13 protein-coding genes are annotated in these 19431 nt (G+C 62.0%); 4 read left to right on the top strand and 9 right to left on the bottom strand.

Annotated features, from left to right (window positions below):
• Positions 1-92 precede the first annotated feature (92 nt).
• The 9 genes from AC07W0_RS06035 to glnE form a co-directional block, all read right to left on the bottom strand.
• A complete protein-coding gene (locus tag AC07W0_RS06035; RefSeq protein ID WP_102617188.1) occupies positions 93-401 on the bottom strand; it encodes a hypothetical protein in 309 nt (102 codons plus the stop codon).
• Positions 402-800: 399 nt separating this feature from the next.
• Complete coding sequence (locus AC07W0_RS06040) at positions 801-2252, bottom strand: lipopolysaccharide kinase InaA family protein (protein ID WP_102617189.1); 1452 nt, start codon at positions 2250-2252, stop codon at positions 801-803.
• Positions 2252-3004, bottom strand: coding sequence for a lipopolysaccharide kinase InaA family protein (locus tag AC07W0_RS06045; protein ID WP_046384932.1), 753 nt, complete (start codon positions 3002-3004; stop codon positions 2252-2254). Before AC07W0_RS06045 ends, AC07W0_RS06040 begins: the two co-directional genes overlap by 1 nt.
• Positions 3001-3735, bottom strand: a complete 735-nt coding sequence (locus AC07W0_RS06050; protein ID WP_017849802.1) for a lipopolysaccharide kinase InaA family protein — start codon at positions 3733-3735, stop codon at positions 3001-3003. Before AC07W0_RS06050 ends, AC07W0_RS06045 begins: the two co-directional genes overlap by 4 nt.
• Positions 3735-4541 carry a lipopolysaccharide core heptose(I) kinase RfaP gene (rfaP, locus tag AC07W0_RS06055; protein WP_102617190.1) on the bottom strand — a complete coding sequence of 269 codons (807 nt, stop codon included), beginning with the start codon at positions 4539-4541 and terminating at the stop codon, positions 3735-3737. The genes AC07W0_RS06050 and rfaP overlap by 1 nt, the downstream gene beginning before the upstream one ends.
• Positions 4538-5662, bottom strand: a complete 1125-nt coding sequence (locus AC07W0_RS06060; protein ID WP_102617191.1) for a glycosyltransferase family 4 protein — start codon at positions 5660-5662, stop codon at positions 4538-4540. Before AC07W0_RS06060 ends, rfaP begins: the two co-directional genes overlap by 4 nt.
• Positions 5662-6723, bottom strand: coding sequence for a lipopolysaccharide heptosyltransferase I (gene waaC, locus AC07W0_RS06065; protein ID WP_046384936.1), 1062 nt, complete (start codon positions 6721-6723; stop codon positions 5662-5664). Before waaC ends, AC07W0_RS06060 begins: the two co-directional genes overlap by 1 nt.
• 1 nt (position 6724) lies before the next feature.
• Positions 6725-7759, bottom strand: coding sequence for a lipopolysaccharide heptosyltransferase II (gene waaF / locus AC07W0_RS06070; protein WP_046490763.1), 1035 nt, complete (start codon positions 7757-7759; stop codon positions 6725-6727).
• A 204-nt stretch (positions 7760-7963) separates the two neighbouring features.
• Positions 7964-10903, bottom strand: coding sequence for a bifunctional [glutamate--ammonia ligase]-adenylyl-L-tyrosine phosphorylase/[glutamate--ammonia-ligase] adenylyltransferase (glnE, locus tag AC07W0_RS06075; protein WP_102617192.1), 2940 nt, complete (start codon positions 10901-10903; stop codon positions 7964-7966).
• 383 nt (positions 10904-11286) lie between these two features.
• Here glnE and aceE point away from each other — a divergent pair, with 383 nt between their 5' ends.
• From aceE to msrA, 4 genes are all read left to right on the top strand, one after another.
• Entirely contained in the window at positions 11287-13932 is a 2646-nt protein-coding gene (gene aceE, locus AC07W0_RS06080) for a pyruvate dehydrogenase (acetyl-transferring), homodimeric type (RefSeq protein WP_017849808.1), read from the top strand.
• Between the two features lie 11 nt (positions 13933-13943).
• Complete coding sequence (gene aceF, locus AC07W0_RS06085) at positions 13944-15590, top strand: dihydrolipoyllysine-residue acetyltransferase (protein ID WP_102617193.1); 1647 nt, start codon at positions 13944-13946, stop codon at positions 15588-15590.
• Between the two features lie 304 nt (positions 15591-15894).
• Positions 15895-18588 (top strand): putative bifunctional diguanylate cyclase/phosphodiesterase, encoded by a 2694-nt coding sequence (locus tag AC07W0_RS06090; RefSeq protein ID WP_046490774.1) that lies wholly within the window; start codon positions 15895-15897, stop codon positions 18586-18588.
• 73 nt (positions 18589-18661) lie between these two features.
• Positions 18662-19309 carry a peptide-methionine (S)-S-oxide reductase MsrA gene (gene msrA / locus AC07W0_RS06095; protein WP_017849811.1) on the top strand — a complete coding sequence of 216 codons (648 nt, stop codon included), beginning with the start codon at positions 18662-18664 and terminating at the stop codon, positions 19307-19309.
• Positions 19310-19431 lie beyond the last annotated feature (122 nt).

Genomic DNA, 19431 nt, shown 5'->3' on the forward strand with positions numbered 1-19431 from the left:
TACCCAAAAACCGCAATAACAACGAGACGACATGAATGCTGCGCATACCCATGCAGCAGCATTCTTTTCGACCTTACATGCCCACGGGCGCCTTAATAGTGCAGCGACCGCGGAGGCTCCGCACCATCAAAGTCAATTTGATGCCCCGCTCCAACGTTGATGCTTCCTAACCCTGGCTCACCATTACCCGGTTGCCCCCTGCCCGTACCTGGCTGATAGAAACCACCGTTACCGTCGGATTGAATCTCATGATCAATCGGCTGATTTTGCGCATCCAAATACTCAGCATCTTCCCCGGCCGCCTGATCCAGCGGATTGTTTTGCCCCTTCTCATTAAAGTTATTACTTTCGTACCTCTGATAATCAGCAGCCACGTTTGAGTTAGCATTGATAGACGACATAAAAACCTCCTACAAATAATTGAACAACCTCATCGGCTGTAGAACAAATTTATAGAACGATAAAAGAATGCTCAACCCGCAACATGCGCCACACATGTATCCGTTTAAAACAAGAAGTACAATACAACCAAACAAATACCTTGCCCCAATAAATTGCTCTAGGACAAGTCTGATATAAACCAGCACACTTCGCGCTATCCGCCGAATCCGTTTCAACTTCTAACTTACTTAAAGCCCGCAACCCGTATCAAGACAGCCTCGCAACCGGGCATTGTATAAAATGATACATAATTGCCAGATTCGAGCAGTTCGTGCAGGCCAACTGGCTGCTGGGGGACAGGCCCCTGCAAGCCCGCCCCCACACTCGACCGCGTCCTACCTGAAAACCCCGCTCGACCGTCAGCCGGCGCCGCCGACTTCCTTCGGCAAACGCTGATCAATGACCTGATACAGCGCACTGCCTTGCGGCCAATTACGCATGAAGCGTGCGCGGTCCTTGACAAACGCCGCGGCGAAGCTGGCGTCGGAGCGGTGCTGGCGCATCGCATCCAGGTCGATCAAGGCCCAGCGGCCTTCGTGCCAGAACAGGTTATGGCCCTTGAAATCGCCATGGCTGATGCGCTCGCGTATCAGCTCGGCGAACAGGTGGTCCAGCGCCAGCAGTTCGTTTTCAGGCGCGTCGCCCTGCTCCACATACGGTGCGAAACGCTCGATGATGTCCGGCCCCGGCAGGTATTCAGTGACCAGGTAAGCGCGGCTGCGCAGCCAGAAAAAGCGCTTTTCCAGCACGGCAAGCGGCTTGGGTGTGGCAATGCCGAGGAACGCCAGGCGATTGCCTTCGCGCCAGGAATGCCAGGCGCGGCTCGGGCGCCAGAAACGCTTGAGCCAATGGGCTAAGCCCTTGATGTTGTAGCGTTTGATCACCAGCGGCCGGCCGGCCACTTCGACCTTGGCCACGCTGGCCGCACCGCCGGTCTTGTACAAATGCCCCTGGTCGAGCAAGGCATCGGCCTGCTCCAGCACCGGCAGCATCGCGCGCTCCTCCTCGCGACGAATCGCCCGCAAGCCAAACGCGCCGCGCACCACGCTGAACAGCGTGCATTCGCGGCCGACCTTGTCGAGGAAGTCCTTCAGGCGCCAGGCGCTGACCTTGCGCACCTGCTTCTCCAGGGCTTCGAGCGGTAACGCATGCTCGCCGTTGCTCAGCAGGTAATACACCAGCAACTCTTCGGTAAACGGCGCGAGATTTTTCGGCAACTGGGCGAAAAACACCCCGAGGTTTTCCAGCACCCGGTTGCGCGACAGCGGCTGGCCCGCCTGTTCCACGCAGATCCCGGCACCATCGATCAGGTACAGCTTGCCGCCCTGGCGCAGCAGGTTATCCAGGTGCAGGTCTTCCTGCCACAGGCCCTTGGCATGCATGCGGGCGATCGCGTCCAGCGCTTCGGCGAGCACAGCGGTCTGCTCATCGGCCAACGGCGGCAGGCCTTCGACCGCTTGCCAGGCATCGGCCAGGCTTTCGGCGCCGTCGATAAACTCAAACAGCAGCCAACCGCCCTCGCCTTCCTGCAAACCGTCGGCCAGCAGCAGCGGCGTGGTCAGGCCTTGCTCGGCCAGCAGGCGCACGCCGTTGAGCTCACGCTGAAAATGCCGCGCCGCCTTGCTGCCCACCAACAACTTGGCCAACACCGCACGACCGCGCCAGACACCGGCGCCCACATAGCGCTGGCCCGGCAACACGCGCAACAGGCTGAGCAATTGCAATTGACCAGGGCCTGCGGCGTCCGCCAGTTCGATGGTCAGCGGCAGGTTTGGGCTGCGGCCGGCCTGTTTCAGCGCGGATAAACGCATCAACGGTGCTCCTTGTGGCTGCGGCGAGCGGTCAGGCGCTGCTGCCAGGTGGCGACCAGCGGGCTGTCTTCAGGTTGTTCCAGATACGCCGCCAGCAGGTGACGCGTTTGCGCATCCGACCACTGCGGCGCACGGCGCAACAGCGGCTCCAGGTCCTTGACCCGGTCACGCCAGCCAAACAGCAGCGGGCGGGTTTTCTCCAGGTCGATCAACTGCGCGGCATAACCGTCGCCGGTGGCCTGCAGGAAAATATGCTTGGGGTAAAAACACCCGTGGACCTGTCCCACGCCGTGCAGACGGCGCGCCAATTGGCCGCAGGCCAACAGGATCGCACGGTGCTGGGGGTCGCTCAGTTGCGGCCACTGTTCAAGCAATGAGTCCAGGTCATTCCAGCCGTCCAGGGCACGGGTCAACAGCATCGCGCGGTGCTCGCCAGCGACTTTGCGCTCACCGTAGAACGCCGCCTGCAAGGCCGGGATACCCAGCGCGCGATAACGGCTGATGTTACGAAACTCGCGGGAAAAACTCGGTTCGCCAAACGGTCGGTGCAAGCTGCGCGTGAGGTAGTTGCTCTGGCGCTTGAGGTAGTAACCGTGGCCGTCGAGCTCCAGGCGGAACACGCTGCTCCAGCCGCCACGGCTGGTGTTCGGCTCGTCCACCGCGTCCAGTTGCTTGGCCCACAGGGCATCGAAACTGGCCAGACCGTTGCGCTCCAGCAGAGCGCGGTCTTCGGCCGCCAGGAAATCACTCATTCGCGTCCCTCGAAAAACTTCACCACATGGCGAATTCGCTGTTTGTCCGACGCACTCAGGTGCGCGCGCTGGCGGTATTGCAAGTAGAAGCGCAGGCGCTGGGTGGCCGACAGGTGATACTTGGCCACCTTGTCCAGGCAGGCCAGGTCTTTGGTGATGCGGTATTTGAGCCAGAACCCGCGCCAGAAATCGCCGTTGGGGCAATCGATCAGGTACAGGGTGTGCTGGTCGTCGATCAGCAGGTTGCGCCACTTCAAGTCGTTATGGGTGAAGTGATGATCGTGCATGGTACGCGTGTATTCGGCGAGCTGGCGGCTGACCGCATCGACCCATTTGGGGTCTTTGAGGCGCACGTCGTTGCGCTCGGCCAGCACCGACAAGTCTTCGGTCTTGGGCAACTCACGGGTGATCAGCGCGCCGCGGGCGTAGGCCAGGCCATTGCGCTCCAGGCCCCAGGCGACCACGTCGGCGGTGGGAATGCCCCACTTGGCGAAACGCTTGAGGTTCTGCCACTCGGACTTCACCCGCGGCTTGCCCAGGTAGCGGCGCAGGCCCTTGCCGGCACCGACGTAGCGCTTGACGTAATAATTGACCCCGCCGCGCGCCACCCGGATCACTTCCGACAGCGGGTCGCGGGTCAGCCGCTCGCCTTGCAGGGCGAACACCGCTTCAAGGCTTCCAAAATCATCCGCGAGGCCGGCGTATGCGGGTTCCAGGTTCCAACCCGCCATCAGAGCGCATCCCCGTAACGTTGTTTGCGCGCGTAGAGCTTGGCCGCCTTGTGCTCCAGCCACTGCAGCAGTGCGGCCTCTTCGGCGAGAATCTGGCGCAACGGCTGTTGGAAGTAGCCCTTGAGAAAACGCAGCTTGTCGCGCCGGGTCAGGCCGATATCCAGCGCCGAAAAATACAGCGCCGCCAGGTCCTTGTTGCGCCAGCGCAGCGGGATCTTCGAGCGGACCTGCGCGCGGTGCAGATCGATCACCGACAACTTGAAATCATCGGCCACCAGCGGCTTGTCCGTGTGCAGCAGGAAATGGCAGATATAGCAGTCGCGATGGTTGACCCCGGCGCGGTGCATCATGCCGGTCATGCGCGCCACTTCGGCGATCAGCGCATGCTTGATGATTGGCGATGGCGGTTGCTTGAGCCAGTCCATGCTCAGGTCTTCGAGGCTGACGGTGGGCGCCAGCTCTTCGGTGACGATAAACGAATGCTGGTCGGCCGGGTTGCTGCCCTTTTCGCCATAAGCCACGGCGGTCATGGTCGGCACGCCGACTTGCTGCAAGCGCTGGATCGCCCGCCATTCCTGGCCGGCGCCCAATACCGGCAACTTCGCGGTGATCAGGTTCTTGAGGATTTCGGCCCAGCCGATACCACGGTGAATCTTCACGAAATAACCGCGGCCCTCGACCTCTGTACGCAAGGTACGACGGGCATCGAGTTCGCGGTACACCAGGCCGTCCAGCTTCTCGACTTCGGCGAACACATCGCGTCCGGCCCAAAGGGTCTTGAACGGTTCGGCAAGCATCAACTTCATCGGTTCGGCTCCGCCAGGATCAGGTCCGCAGCGTACTGCGGCATGCTATAGAGGTCGGCCGTCTCGGCGAAGGCCAGACCATTGCGACTCATGGTCGCGCGCGCTTGTGGATCGTCGAGCATATCGACCAGGTATTGATTGAGTTGCGCCTGTTCGAACGGCTCGTCCAACACCCGGCCATTGCCGGCCTTGTCGATGTAGAAGGCATAACCGCAGACCTTGCTCACCAGCACCGGCAGGCCGGCGACAACCGCCTCGATCAGCACCATGCCGGCCGCTTCGTTGTAGGCCGGGTGGATCAACAGGTCGGCCCCCAGCAGAAAGCGCGGAATATCGCTGCGCCCCTTGAAGAAATGCACTTGCTCGCCCAGGCCCAGTGCGGCGCTCTGTAATTGGAATACTTTGGGGTCGTCCTGGCCGATTACAAACAGCCGGGTACGTTTCTTCAGCGCCGACGGCAATGCGGCCACAGCCTTGAGGCTGCGGTCGACGCCCTTGGTCTTGAAGCCGGAACCGATCTGCACCAACAGCAAATCGTCCTCGGCCAGGCCGAACTCATCGCGAAACTCTGCACGGATCTGAGCGGCATTCGGCGGCGCGCGCCGGTCACGGGCGATGCCCGGCGGCAGCAAATGAAAGCGCTGCGCCTGGGTGCCGTAGTAACGCGTGAACAATTCCTGCTGATGGGCCGAGAGCACCATGATCTGAGTCTTGGCGCTCTGTTCGAAAACGGCGCGCTCGTACTCGGCAAAGTGTTTGTAGCGGCCGAACCAGCGGTACATCGGGTTGCGCAGGGTTTGCGCCTTGTCTTCAAACACGCCATCGGCGGCGAAGTACAGGTCCAGCCCGGGCATTTTATTGAACCCGACCACGCGGTCCACCGGGCGCTTGGCCAGGTCGGCCTGAATCCAGGCGTAGAGTTTTTCGTTGCGACGATGGTTGAACAGCGCCTTGACCGGCGCCACCAGCACTTCGAAACCGGGCGGTACATCGCCTTCCCAGATCAGGGTGTAGACACGGATCTGATGACCGCGCTGCTGGCACTCCAGGGCGATACGCATGAAGTCGCGCTGCAAGCCACCGAACGGGAAATACTTGTACAGAACAAACGCCAGTTGCATCAGTGCATCTCCTCGGCCAGTAACAACGTGCTCAGCCGGCTCGCCACACGCTCAGGGTTCAGCCGCGTGAAGCACAGGGGCGATTCGCGCTTGATGTCGAACCGACGCAGATCGTCGGCCGTGGGTTGATAGGTACACTGTTTCAGCAGGCAGGGCGCACACGGGAAGTCGCTGGCCAGGTGAATCTGGCTCTTGCCGTAGGCGCCGGTCAGGCCGGGGTTGGTGGGGCCGAACAGCGAAATGGTCGGCACGTCCAGGGCTGCGGCCAGGTGCCCGAGGCCGGTGTCCACCGCAACGCAGGCGCGGGCGCCGGCGAGCACGCGGGCGACCCCGGCCAGGTTCAGTTTGGGCAGCACCTCGGCGTTGTCCAGGCCCTGGGCCAGGCGTTCGGCGCGGGCCTTTTCGGCGGCATTGCCCCATGGCAACTTCACGTCCACGCCCAGGCGGCCCATGCGCTCGGCCAGCTCGCGCCAGTAGGCTTCGGGCCAGTGCTTGGTGTCCCAGGTGGTGCCGTGCAGCAACAACACAAACGGCTTTTTCGGCGGCAGGCCGAGCAGCTTGTCGACGCTCAGGCCGTAGTCGCCCAGCGCCTTGGGCAAGTCATAACCGAGGGCCACGGCGAACAGCTGGCGCAGGCGCTCCACCGCGTGCTGCCCACGGGCCACGGCCAGGCGCCGCGAATAAAAGCGCGCCGCGATCGGTTCACGCGCCGAGTTTTTGTCAAACCCGGCCACCGGGGCGCGCACGTAGCGGGTCAGCCAGGCGCTTTTGAGCAGGCCCTGGGCGTCGATCACTAGGTCGTATTTGGTTGACTGGATACGCTGCTTGAAGCGCCGCCATTCGCCACTTTTGAAGGTTTGCCAGAGGTTCTTGCGCCAGCGGCGAATCGCCACCGGGATCACCTTGTCCACCGCCGGGTGCCAGGTGGGGATCTCGGCAAAGCCTTCTTCCACCACCCAGTCGAATCGAATGCCCGGGATCGCCCGCGCCGCATCGGTCAGTGCCGGCAACGCATGGATCACGTCGCCCAGGGATGAGGTCTTGATTACCAGTACCCGCAACTCAGTGAACCTCGACCACAGAGCCCTGCAACCGCTGCAAGGCTTCGTTGACCGGTTGCGGCAACAACTGGCGCAGGCAGTTGTAGTGGCCGAAACGGCAGGTGCGGTCAAAACACGGGCTGCATTCCAGGCCCAGGCGCACCACTTCGACCTTGTCGGCCAACGGCGGGGTAAACCCTGGGGAGGTCGAGCCGTACACCGCGACCAGCGGGCGGTTCAGCGCCGCCGCGACGTGCATCAGCCCGGAGTCGTTGGACACCACCGCATCCGCGCAGGACAGCAAGTCGATGGCCTCGGCCAGCGAGGTGTCGCCACTGAGGTTCACCGCTTCTTCGCGCAGGCCGGGGATCAGGCGCTGGCGGATGTCTTCACCCACCGCATGGTCGTTCTTCGAGCCGAACAGCCACACCTGCCAGCCTTCGCGGATCTTCGTCTCCGCGACTTTGGCGTAATGCTCCGACGGCCAGCGCTTGGACTCGCCAAACTCGGCACCGGGGCACAGCGCGAGCACCGGACGGTCGAGGGCCAGGTCGAACTTGGCCAGGGCCGCGTCGCGGGTGATCGGGTCGATCTGCAGGCTCGGGCGCGGATACGGCGTCGGCAACTCGGCACCCGGCGCGTAGGCCAGGGCCATGAAGCGTTCGATCATCAGCGGGTAGCGCGCCTTGTCGAGCTTGCGCACGTCGTTGAGCAGACCGTAGCGAAACTCGCCGCGCCAGCCGGTGCGCTTGGGAATGCCGGCGAAAAACGGCACCAGCGCCGACTTCATCGAGTTGGGCAGCAAGATCGCCTGGTCGTACTGCCCGGCCAGGGATTTGCCGATGCGACGGCGGGTCGCCAGTTCGAGGGCGCCATGGCCGAGCGGGAAGCTCAAGGCCTGGCGCACTTGCGGCATGCGCTCAAGGATCGGCCGGCTCCACTCAGGGGCGAGCACGTCGATTTGGCAGTCGGGATGACGTTGTTTGAGGCACTGGAACAGTGTCTGCGCCATCACCATGTCACCGACCCAGCTGGGCCCAACAATCAGAATATTCATGTAGTTTCCACAAACGATGCGGGGAGGCTTACGCCTCCCCGCCTCGATGATTACTGTAGATCGCACTTTGTGTGGCAGCGGGCTCGCTCGCGATAGCATCACCGCGGTCCGCTAGACAGACCGCAGCGCCTGCATCACGAGCAAGCCTGCTCCCACATGAAGCCGGTTTCCACATTAGATTGGCGTCGCTCATTTAATCGAGTGTCAGCTTAACCCCAGCGCCTGCCAGATTCGCATCACCTGGCGCCGTTCGTCGGCGAACTGATCCCCGGCCACCGTACCGGCTTCGTTCTGCAAAGCCTGGCGGTGCGCCGCGGAACGGTAGGCCTTATATACCTCGCGCAGTAAATGGGCATCGGCGGCGGGCATCAGCCCGACCTGCTCCAGACCCTCCAGAATGCGGATATTGTCGGTGTAGCGCAGCAACGATGGATGTTGCGCAGACCATGCCAAAGCGGCGTATTGCACCATAAATTCAATATCGACGATACCTCCGGCGTCCTGCTTGAGGTCGAACGCCACCGTCGGTTCGAAGGCATTCGCGCCGGTACCGGCCGCCGTGGCCCGGGTCCCGAGATTATCGCGCATCTTGGCGCGCATCTCGCTGACCTCCTGGCGCAGCTTCGTCAAGTCGCGTTCACGGCCCAACACCTTGGCCCGCACCTGCTCGAAGGCGCGGCCCACGTCCTGGCTGCCCACCAACACCCGCGCGCGGATCAGCGCCTGATGTTCCCAGGTCCAGGCTTCGTTTTCCTGATAGCGCGCGAAGGCGCCGAGGGAACTCACCAGCAAACCGGATGCGCCCGACGGCCGCAGGCGCATGTCCACTTCATACAATTGCCCCGAGTTGGTCTGCGTGGTCAGCAAGTGAATGATCCGCTGGCCCAGGCGCGTGAAGAACTGCGCGCCGTCGATCGGCTTGGCGCCATCGGTTTCGGCCTGCGGGTCGCCGTCATGGATAAACACCAGGTCCAAGTCCGAACCATGCCCCAATTCGATGCCGCCGACTTTCCCATAACCGACAATGATGAACCCAGGATCGCACACGCTGCCATCCAACCGCTGCGGCGCGCCGTGGCGGGCGACGGTCTGGCGCCAGGCCAGGGCCAGCACTTGTTCGAGGATGGCTTCGGCGAGCCAGGTCAGGTAGTCGCTGACTTTCATCAGCGGCAGGCTGCCGGCGATTTCCGAGGCAGCCACCCGCAAGCGGTGAGCCAGCTTGAAGTGCCGCAGCGCTTCCATTTGCTGCTCAAGGTCGTCTTCGGGGATACGCGTGAGCCGTTCGCGCAGTTCGGCGGCGAGTTCCGGCGCCAACGGCGGCTTGAACAAGCGGCCTTCGTTGAGCAATTCGTCGAGCAACAGTGGGAAGCGGGTGATCTGTTCGGCGATCCACGGGCTGGCGGCGCACAAGGTCAACAGGCGCCGCAGGGCGTCGGGGTTTTCCGTGAGCAACACCAGGTAGGCGGACCGCCGGGCGACGGCTTCCACCAGCGGCAAGACGCGCTCCAGCACCAGGTCCGGGTTGGCGTGCTCGACGGCCTGCGCCAGCAGACGCGGGATAAACGCATCCAGACGCTCGCGACCGAGGCGCTGCATAGCGCGCAATTGCGGGCTGCCGCGCAGGCCGGCCAAGGCTTTGAGCGCTTTGGGCGCGTCAGTGAAGCCACCTTCGGCCAGTTGGCGGCAGGCCGCGTCTTCGTCCTGGGACTCTTCCCACAGTGGCAACCATTCCCCACCGACGACCAATTCGCTTTCTTCGCCGTCTTCTTCATCCGGATCGGCGATCACCTGGCGGAAGTGCCAGTCCACCCGCCCACGCCAGTACATCAGGCGCTCATGGAACGCGGCCCAATCGGCGAAGCCAAGCATAAAGGCAATGCGCGCCTGGTCTTCGGGGCTGTCCGGCAGCATCTGGGTCTGGCGGTCGGCAATCGCCTGGATCGCATGCTCGGTGTAACGCAGGAATTCGTAGCCATCGCGCAACTCGGCGATCACCGCCGGCGGCAGGTAGCCCTGGCCTTCCAGGGTGCCCAGCACCTTGAGCAACGGCCGTTGCTGCAGGCTGAGGTCGCGCCCGCCATGGATCAGTTGGAACGCCTGGGCGATAAATTCTACTTCGCGGATGCCGCCCGAACCGAGCTTGATGTTGTCGGCCATGCCCTTGCGCCGCACTTCCTGCTGGATCAACTGCTTCATGGTGCGCAGCGCTTCGATGGCGGAGAAGTCCAAATAACGGCGGTAGACGAACGGTCGCAGCATGTCGAGCAGTTGCGCACCGGCCACCTGATCGCCGGCTACCACGCGCGCCTTGATCATGGCGTAGCGCTCCCAGTCGCGGCCCTGGTCCTGGTAATACTGTTCCAACGCATTGAAGCTGAGCACCAGCGCGCCCGCCGAACCGTAAGGCCGCAGGCGCATGTCGACACGGAAGACAAAACCGTCGACGGTCATCGGGTCGAGGGCCTTGATCAGTTTTTGCCCCAGGCGAATGAAGAACTCCTGGTTATCCAGGGCGCGCTTCACCCCCACCGTCTCGCCGCCTTCGGGGTAGGCGAAGATCAAGTCGATGTCGGATGACAGGTTCAGCTCCACCGCGCCGAGCTTGCCCATGCCGAGGATCACCATCTGCTGCGGCTCACCGCTGCGGCGCCCGGTCGGCGTGCCGAACTGCGCGCAATGGCGCTGGTACAGCCACTGGTAGGCCTGGTCGATGCTGGCGTCGGCCATGTCGGAGAGGTCGCGACAGGTTTGCACCAGATCCGCCTGGCGGGTCAGGTCGCGCCAGATGATGCGGACTTGCTGGCGGGTACGCTGGCGGCGCAGCACGCGGCCCAACTCATCTTCTGTTTCAGCCTGTTGCACGACACCGGCAATCTGCCCGCACAGCTCGCCCGGCGCAAAGCCACGGTCCAACTCGCCCCAGGCGACCAGTTCGAGCAACATCAACGGGTCACGAACACTCTGTTCAATCACGAAATCACTGGCCGCGCACACCCGCGCGAAATCGGCCCAGCGTTGCGGCGTCCATTCAGAAAGGCCATGATCGTCGTCCAGCGCGGCCACTGCGTCACGGAATGACTGTTCGGCCCGAATGGCGAACGGCAAGAGAACGGCCGGCAGCTCGGCCAGCGTTGGAAGGCTCATGGTCTATCCTTGAACGGCGCGTAAAGGGCTTGTTGCGGTGAACGCAGGAGGCAGGCGCGATGAATGACTGTCGAACAAAAGTTAGAAATAGCTGAAAATTCATAAATTTTGGCAGGTAACATTAAATTTCTACCTTTTCTTCTTCGCAAAAGATCAACAATAACGATTATGCTCACCTAACGGACCGAGCAATCCGCTCAGTCTTGTGTAGTTTTACTACTCGTATATACATTCGAAAGGCTGAAATGGCCGACGATTTGTAGTAAAACTACAGGACGCCGGAGCAACCTCCGGCCACCCAAGAATTTATGTCGTCTGCCCACAAGGCCAGTCGCAAACTTCAGGCAACCGATTCTGGTAGCCTTTCCGCCCTGGAGCAAGCCATGCAAGACCTCGATCCCGTCGAAACCCAGGAATGGCTGGACGCCCTGGAATCGGTTCTCGACAAAGAAGGCGAAGACCGTGCTCACTATCTGATGACCCGTATGGGCGAACTCGCGACCCGCAGCGGCTCGCAACTGCCCTACGCCATCACCACGCCATATCGCAATACCATCCCTGTTACCCACGAAGCACGCATGCCTGGCGACCTGTTCATGGAACGCCGCATTCGCTCGCTGGTACGTTGGAACGCCATGGCGATGGTAATGCGTACGAACTTGAAAGATTCTGACCTGGGCGGTCACATCTCCAGCTTCGCTTCCAGCGCAACGCTCTATGACATCGGCTTCAACTACTTCTTCCAGGCCCCGACCGACGAACACGGCGGCGACCTGATCTACTTCCAGGGCCACACCTCGCCAGGCGTCTACGCCCGTGCGTTCATGGAAGGTCGCATCAGCGAAGAACAGATGAACAACTTCCGCCAGGAAGTCGACGGTCAGGGCCTGTCGTCCTACCCGCACCCTTGGCTGATGCCTGATTTCTGGCAGTTCCCGACCGTTTCCATGGGTCTGGGCCCGATCCAGGCGATCTACCAGGCGCGCTTCATGAAGTACATGGAAGCCCGTGGTTTCATCCCCGAAGGCAAGCAGAAAGTCTGGTGCTTCCTGGGCGACGGCGAGTGCGACGAGCCGGAATCCCTGGGTGCCATCTCCCTGGCCGGCCGCGAGAAGCTGGACAACCTGATCTTCGTCATCAACTGCAACCTGCAGCGCCTCGACGGCCCGGTTCGCGGCAACGGCAAGATCATCCAGGAACTCGAAGGCGTGTTCCGCGGTGCTCAGTGGAACGTGACCAAAGTCATCTGGGGTCGTTTCTGGGACCCACTGCTGGCCAAGGACGTCGACGGTATCCTGCAACGTCGCATGGACGAAGTCATCGACGGCGAGTACCAGAACTACAAGGCCAAAGACGGCGCGTTCGTGCGTGAACACTTCTTCAACACGCCTGAACTCAAGGCGATGGTTGCCGACCTGTCCGACGACGAGATCTGGAAACTCAACCGTGGCGGCCACGACCCGTACAAGGTCTACGCGGCGTACCACGAAGCGGTCAACCACAAAGAACAACCGACCGTCATCCTGGCCAAGACCATCAAGGGTTATGGCACCGGTGCCGGCGAAGCGAAGAACACTGCGCACAACACCAAGAAAGTCGACGTCGGCAGCCTGAAGTTGTTCCGCGACCGCTTCGACATCCCGGTCAAGGACGAAGAGCTGGAAAACCTGCCGTTCTTCAAGCCAGAGCCGAACAGCGCCGAAGCCCGCTACCTGAGCGAGCGTCGTGCCGCACTGGGCGGTTTCGTGCCACAACGCCGTGCCAAGAGCGTCAACATCCCAACACCGGCGCTGGATACCCTCAAGGCCATCCTCGACGGCTCGGGCGACCGTGAAATCTCCACCACCATGGCCTTCGTGCGAATCCTCGCGCAGTTGGTCAAGGACAAGGAAGTCGGTTCGCGCATCGTGCCGATCATCCCGGACGAAGCCCGTACCTTCGGTATGGAAGGCATGTTCCGTCAGTTGGGCATCTACTCCTCCGTCGGCCAGCTCTACGAGCCAGTCGATAAAGACCAGGTGATGTTCTACAAGGAAGACAAGAAGGGCCAGATCCTCGAAGAAGGCATCAACGAAGCGGGCGCCATGAGTTCCTTCATCGCGGCCGGTACGTCGTACTCCTGCCACAACCAGCCGATGCTGCCGTTCTACATCTTCTACTCGATGTTCGGCTTCCAGCGTATCGGCGACCTGGCCTGGGCAGCAGGCGACAGCCGTACCCGTGGCTTCCTGATCGGCGGCACCGCCGGCCGCACCACGCTGAACGGCGAAGGCCTGCAACACGAAGACGGTCACAGCCACATCCTGGCGGCCACCATTCCGAACTGCCGCACCTTTGATCCAACCTACGGCTATGAGCTGGCGGTGATCATCCAGGACGGCATGAAGAAGATGACCCAGGAGCAGCAGGACGTTTTCTACTACATCACCGTGATGAACGAGTCCTACCAGCAACCTGCCATGCCGGCCGGTGTCGAGGAAGGCATCATCAAGGGCATGTACCTGCTCGAAGAAGACACCAAGGAAGCAGCGCATCACGTGCAACTGATGGGCTCCGGCACCATCCTGCGCGAAGTGCGTGAAGCGGCGAAGATCCTGCGTGACGAATTCAACGTCGGCGCCGACGTGTGGAGCGTGACCAGCTTCAACGAACTGCGTCGCGACGGCCTGGCCGTAGAACGCAACAACCGCCTGCACCCAGGTCAGAAGCCTGAAGTGAGCTACGTCGAAGAATGCCTGACTGGCCGTAAAGGTCCGGTGATCGCATCCACCGACTACATGAAACTGTTTGCTGAACAAATTCGCCAGTGGGTCCCGTCCAAGGAATTCAAAGTCCTGGGCACCGACGGTTTCGGCCGCAGTGACAGCCGCAAGAAGCTGCGTCACTTCTTCGAAGTCGACCGTCACTTCGTGGTGTTGGCAGCCCTGGAAGCCTTGGCTGACCGCGGTGAGATCGAACCCAAGGTGGTGGCTGACGCCATCGTCAAGTTCGGGATCAACCCGGAAAAACGCAACCCACTGGACTGCTGAGGAGACTTTTTGTGAGCGAACTCATTCGCGTACCTGACATCGGCAGCGGTGAAGGTGAAGTAATCGAGCTGTTTGTGAAGGTCGGCGACACCGTCGAAGCCGACCAGAGCATCCTGACCCTGGAATCGGACAAGGCGAGCATGGAAATCCCTGCTCCCAAGGCCGGCGTGGTCAAGAGCCTGAAAGTGAAGCTGGGCGATCGCCTGAAAGAAGGCGACGAACTGCTGGAGCTGGAAATCGAGGGCGCCGCCGCTGCGGCCCCTGCTCCAGCTGCCGCGGCAGCACCGGCGCCAGCGCCGGCTGAAAAACCTGCTGCTGCCGAGGCCCCTGCGGCCCCGGCTGCCGCACCGGCCGCAGCCACCATCCAGGACATTCATGTCCCGGACATCGGCTCGTCGGGCAAGGCCAAGATCATCGAACTGCTGGTCAAGGTCGGCGACACCGTCGAAGCCGACCAGTCGCTGATCACCCTGGAGTCCGACAAGGCCTCCATGGAAATCCCTTCGCCGGCTGCCGGCGTGGTGGAAAGCATCGCGGTCAAGCTGGAAGACGAAGTCGGCACTGGCGACTTCATCCTCAAGCTGAAAGTCCAAGGCGCTGCGTCGGCTGCTGCCCCGGCACCGGCCGCTGCGCCGGCTGCCAAGGCTGAAGCCGCACCGGCCGCCGCGGCTCCAGCTCCAGCCCCTGCCGCAAACGCCGAGTCCGCACCGGCCCCGGCGGCGGCACCGGCACGAAGCGGTGCCAAGGTTCACGCCGGCCCTGCCGTGCGCCAACTGGCCCGCGAGTTCGGCGTCGAGCTGAACGCCGTCACGGCCACCGGCCCGCACGGTCGAGTGCTCAAGGAAGACGTGCAGGTTTACGTCAAATCCATGATGCAGAAAGCCAAGGAAGCCCCGGCTGCCGGCAATGCTACCGGTGGTGCGGGCATTCCGCCGATCCCGGTCGTGGACTTCAGCCGCTTCGGCGAAACCGAAGAAGTGCAGATGACCCGCCTGATGCAAATCGGCGCGTCGAGCCTGCACCGCAGCTGGCTGAACATCCCGCACGTGACCCAGTTCGACCAGGCCGACATCACCGACCTGGAAGCTTTCCGCGTTGCGCAGAAAGCCGTGGCCGAGAAGGCCGGCGTGAAACTGACCGTGCTGCCACTGTTGCTCAAGGCCTGCGCGCACCTGCTCAAGGAGCTGCCGGACTTCAACAGTTCGCTGGCTCCAAGCGGCAAGGCGATCATTCGCAAGAAGTACGTTCACATCGGCTTTGCCGTCGACACCCCGGATGGCCTGCTGGTACCGGTCATCAAGAACGTCGACCAGAAGAGCCTGCTGCAACTGGCTGCCGAAGCCGCTGCGCTGGCTGCCAAGGCCCGCGACAAGAAGCTCACCGCGGACGACATGCAGGGCGCATGCTTCACCATCTCCAGCCTCGGCCACATTGGCGGCACTGGCTTCACGCCAATCGTCAATGCGCCGGAAGTGGCGATCCTGGGCGTTTCCAAGGCGACCATCCAGCCGGTCTGGGACGGTAAAGCCTTCCAGCCGAAGCTGATGCTGCCACTGTCGCTGTCCTACGATCACCGCGTGATCAACGGCGCCGCGGCGGCACGCTTCACCCAGCGCCTGAGCCAACTGCTGAACGACATCCGCACCATCTTGCTGTAAGCCGCGACGGGCCTCCCTTGCACGAGGGAGGCCCGATTGCATCGATTTCCGAGCGCCACGCTCGTACCTCAACCCCGCCACTTGGCGGGGCTTTTTTTGCGCGTTTCTTGGACAGTAAAAACAGGGTTGTACACCACCTATCACCCCGATTGCAGAAATCGACCGCGCAGCCGATATAACCCTTATAGCACTTAGCCTTCATCCTCTCTTGTCAGCCTGGGCTGCATGATGCAACCTTGCTGCAGGCAACAGTAAAGAGGGCGTGAGCCCGGCGCCGAGTGCGTTTTTTCAAGTGAGCTTCCCCATGAAAAGCCAACCCGATGTCGCCCGGACGGCGGCCGAGGTAGTGACGCAATTACCGGTGCCTTCGCGCCTCGGTATGCTGCGTTTCGAGCGGCTGAATGAGGCAAGCTGGGCCCTGCTTTACCTCGACCCCAATTGCGAGCGCCAATTCGGCCTGCCGGCGGTTGAACTGTGCGCTTTGATCGGCTCGCCCTACGCCAGCCTGATGGAGCCGCAGGCGCGCTATCAACTGCACGATGCCATCCAGCAGCAACTGGCCGAAAGCCCTCATTACCTGGTGCGCTACACCCTGCACACCAACGACGGCCCTCTAAGCTTGCTGGAACTGGGCGAAGCCTACAAACAACACAATCGCCACCTGCTGCGGGGCTACCTGATGGTGGTCGACGGCCTGTTCAGCGAGATCCCGTCGACGGCGCCGACAGCAGACCTGGAAAACCAGAACAGCCGCCTGCAGATCGCCCTGGAACTCAACCAGCGCGCGCAACAGGAACAGTTGCTGCACCTGGAACGGGTACGCGCGCAGCAAGAGCTGATCCTGCTGCTCGCACGCCAGCGCTACACCACGAATAATTCGCTGCAGGAAGCCGCCGAGCTGATCACCCGCAGCGCCTGCGATATCTACCAGATCGATTGCGCCAGCATCTGGAACCTCGAAGGCCAGCGCCTGGTACCGATCTCGGCGTACCAGCGCGCCGATCAGCGCCACCACTTGCCCGAACCGATTGATGCCAGTGGCTTTCCAGACTACCTCGAAGCCCTGCAGACCAGCCGGGCGATCGATGCTACCAACGTCATGCGCGACCCACGCACCCGCGAAATGGCCGAATCGCTGCAGGCCAACGACGTGCATGCGATGCTCGACGCGAGTATCCGTGTCGATGGCCAGGTCGTTGGCGTGTTGTGCCTGGAACAAAACGGCTGCACGCGCGCCTGGCAGTCCGACGAGATCGCCTTTGCCGGCGAGCTGGCGGATCAGTTCGCGCAAGTGATCAACAATCACAACCGTCGTACCGCCACCAGCGCCCTGCACCTGTTTCAGCGCGCGGTGGAACAAAGCGCCAACGCCTTCCTGCTGGTCAATTGCGATGGCGTGGTGGAGTACGTCAACCCCAGTTTTACCGCGATCACCCAGTACAGTACCGAAGAGGTCCACGGCCATCGCCTGGCGCAATTGCCCGCGCTGGAAAACCTCAGCGAATTGCTGTTCGACGCACCGTCGAGCCTGGCCAAGAGCAACAGCTGGCAGGGCGAGTTCAAGAGCCGACGCAAGAACCTGGAACCCTATTGGGGCCAGCTGTCGATCTCCAAGGTCTATGGCGACAATCGCGAGCTGACCCACTATATCGGCATCTACGAAGACATCACCCAGACCAAGCTGGCCCAGCAGCGCATCGAGCGCCTGGCCTATACCGACAACCTGACCAACCTGGGCAACCGTCCGGCGTTTATCCGCAACCTCGACGAACGCTTTGCCCGCGACAGCGACAGCCCGATCTGCCTGTTGCTGGTGGACATCGACAACTTCAAGCGGATCAACGACAGCCTCGGCCACCAGACCGGCGACAAGCTGCTGATCAGCCTGGCCCGGCGCCTGCGCAACAGCCTCAGCGCCGGCGGCAGCCTGGCGCGCTTTGCCAGTAACGAATTTGCGGTATTGCTCGACGACACCGACCTGGAGAGCGGCCAGCTCGTTGCCAGCCAACTGCTGGCGACCCTCGACAAGCCGATGTTCGTCGACAACCAATTGATCAGCGTCACCGGCTCCGTGGGCCTGGCCTGCGCGCCGCTGCATGGCCGCGACCCGCAAACCCTGATGCGCAACGCCGGCTTGGCCCTGCACAAGGCCAAAGCCAACGGCAAACACCAGGTACAAGTGTTTACCGAAGCGTTGAACGCCGAGGCCAGCTACAAACTGTTCGTGGAAAACAACCTGCGCCGCGCCCTGACCCAGAACGAGCTGGACGTGTTCTACCAGCCCAAGCTGTGCCTGCGCAGTGGCCGCTTGCTGGGCATGGAGGCGCTGCTGCGCTGGAACCACCCGGAAAAGGGCATGATCCGCCCCGACCAGTTCATCAGCGTGGCCGAAGAAACCGGCCTGATCATCCCCATCGGCAAATGGATCGCCCGCCAGGCCTGCCGCATGAGCAAGCAACTGAGCGCCGCCGGCCTGGGCAACCTGCAGGTGGCGATCAACCTGTCGCCCAAACAGTTCTCCGACCCGGACCTGGTAGCCTCGATTGCCTCGATCCTCAAGGAAGAAGAACTGCCGGCCAACCTGCTCGAACTTGAGTTGACCGAAGGCCTGCTGCTGGAGGCCACCGAGGACACCCGTCTGCAACTGGACCAGTTGAAAAGCCTGGGCCTGACCCTGGCCATGGACGACTTCGGCACCGGTTACTCGTCGCTGAGCTACTTGAAAAAATTCCCGATCGACATCATCAAGATCGATCGCAGCTTTATCCACGAAATCCCGGACAACCAGGACGACATGGAAATCACCTCCGCCGTGATCGCCATGGCCCACAACCTCAAGCTCAAGGTCGTGGCCGAAGGCATCGAGACCGCCGAGCAGTTGGCGTTCCTGCGTCGGCACCGTTGCGACGTCGGCCAGGGCTATCTGTTCGACCGGCCCATCCCCGGTTCAGAGCTGCTCGAGAAGCTTAAACGCTACCCTCGCGGGCCAATCGCCTGACAGCGCTGTAACACTCGGGCACACTGGCTGTCTGATTCTTTACTGTTAACTCAACCTGACGAGAGGACTGCTCATGGTCTTGCGCTCGGAAATTCTGGTGAACAAAAACGTGCTTCCTACTGCAGAACAAGCTTTGCCTGGCCGCGAAACCCCGATGACGCTGCCGGAGACGCACTTCGTCAACGGCAACCCGCTGCTCGGCCCGTTCCTCGACGACGTCGGCTTCGCGATCTTCGGCCTGGGCTGCTTCTGGGGCGCAGAACGCAAATTCTGGCAGCGCGATGGCGTGGTCAGCACCGTGGTCGGTTATGCCGGCGGCTACACGCCGAACCCGACCTACGAAGAAGTCTGCTCGGGCCTGACCGGCCATAGCGAAGTGGTGCTGGTGGTGTATGACCAGGCCAAGGTGAAATACGAAGACTTGCTGAAGATGTTCTGGGAACTGCACAACCCGACCCAGGGCATGCGCCAGGGCAACGACATCGGCAGCCAGTACCGTTCAGTGATCTATGCCACCACGCCGGAGCAATTGGCGGCGGCGCAGGCCAGTGCGCAGGCGTATCAGCAAGAGCTGACCAAGGCTGGCCTGGGCCCCATCACCACGGAAATCGACGAAGCCCCGACGGTGTACTTTGCCGAGGCGTATCACCAGCAGTACCTGGCGAAGAATCCGCAGGGCTATTGCGGGATTGGCGGTACGGGCGTGACCTGCCCGATCTAAAAAAATGTGGGAGGGGCGGTGCGACGGTTCGACTTGCCCCCGATAGCAATGTATCAGGTACAGATGTATGGACTGACACACCGTTATCGGGGGCAAGCCCCCTCCCACATTGGTGTTGCGCC

It is taken from the genome of Pseudomonas sp. GW704-F2 (assembly GCF_059423025.1).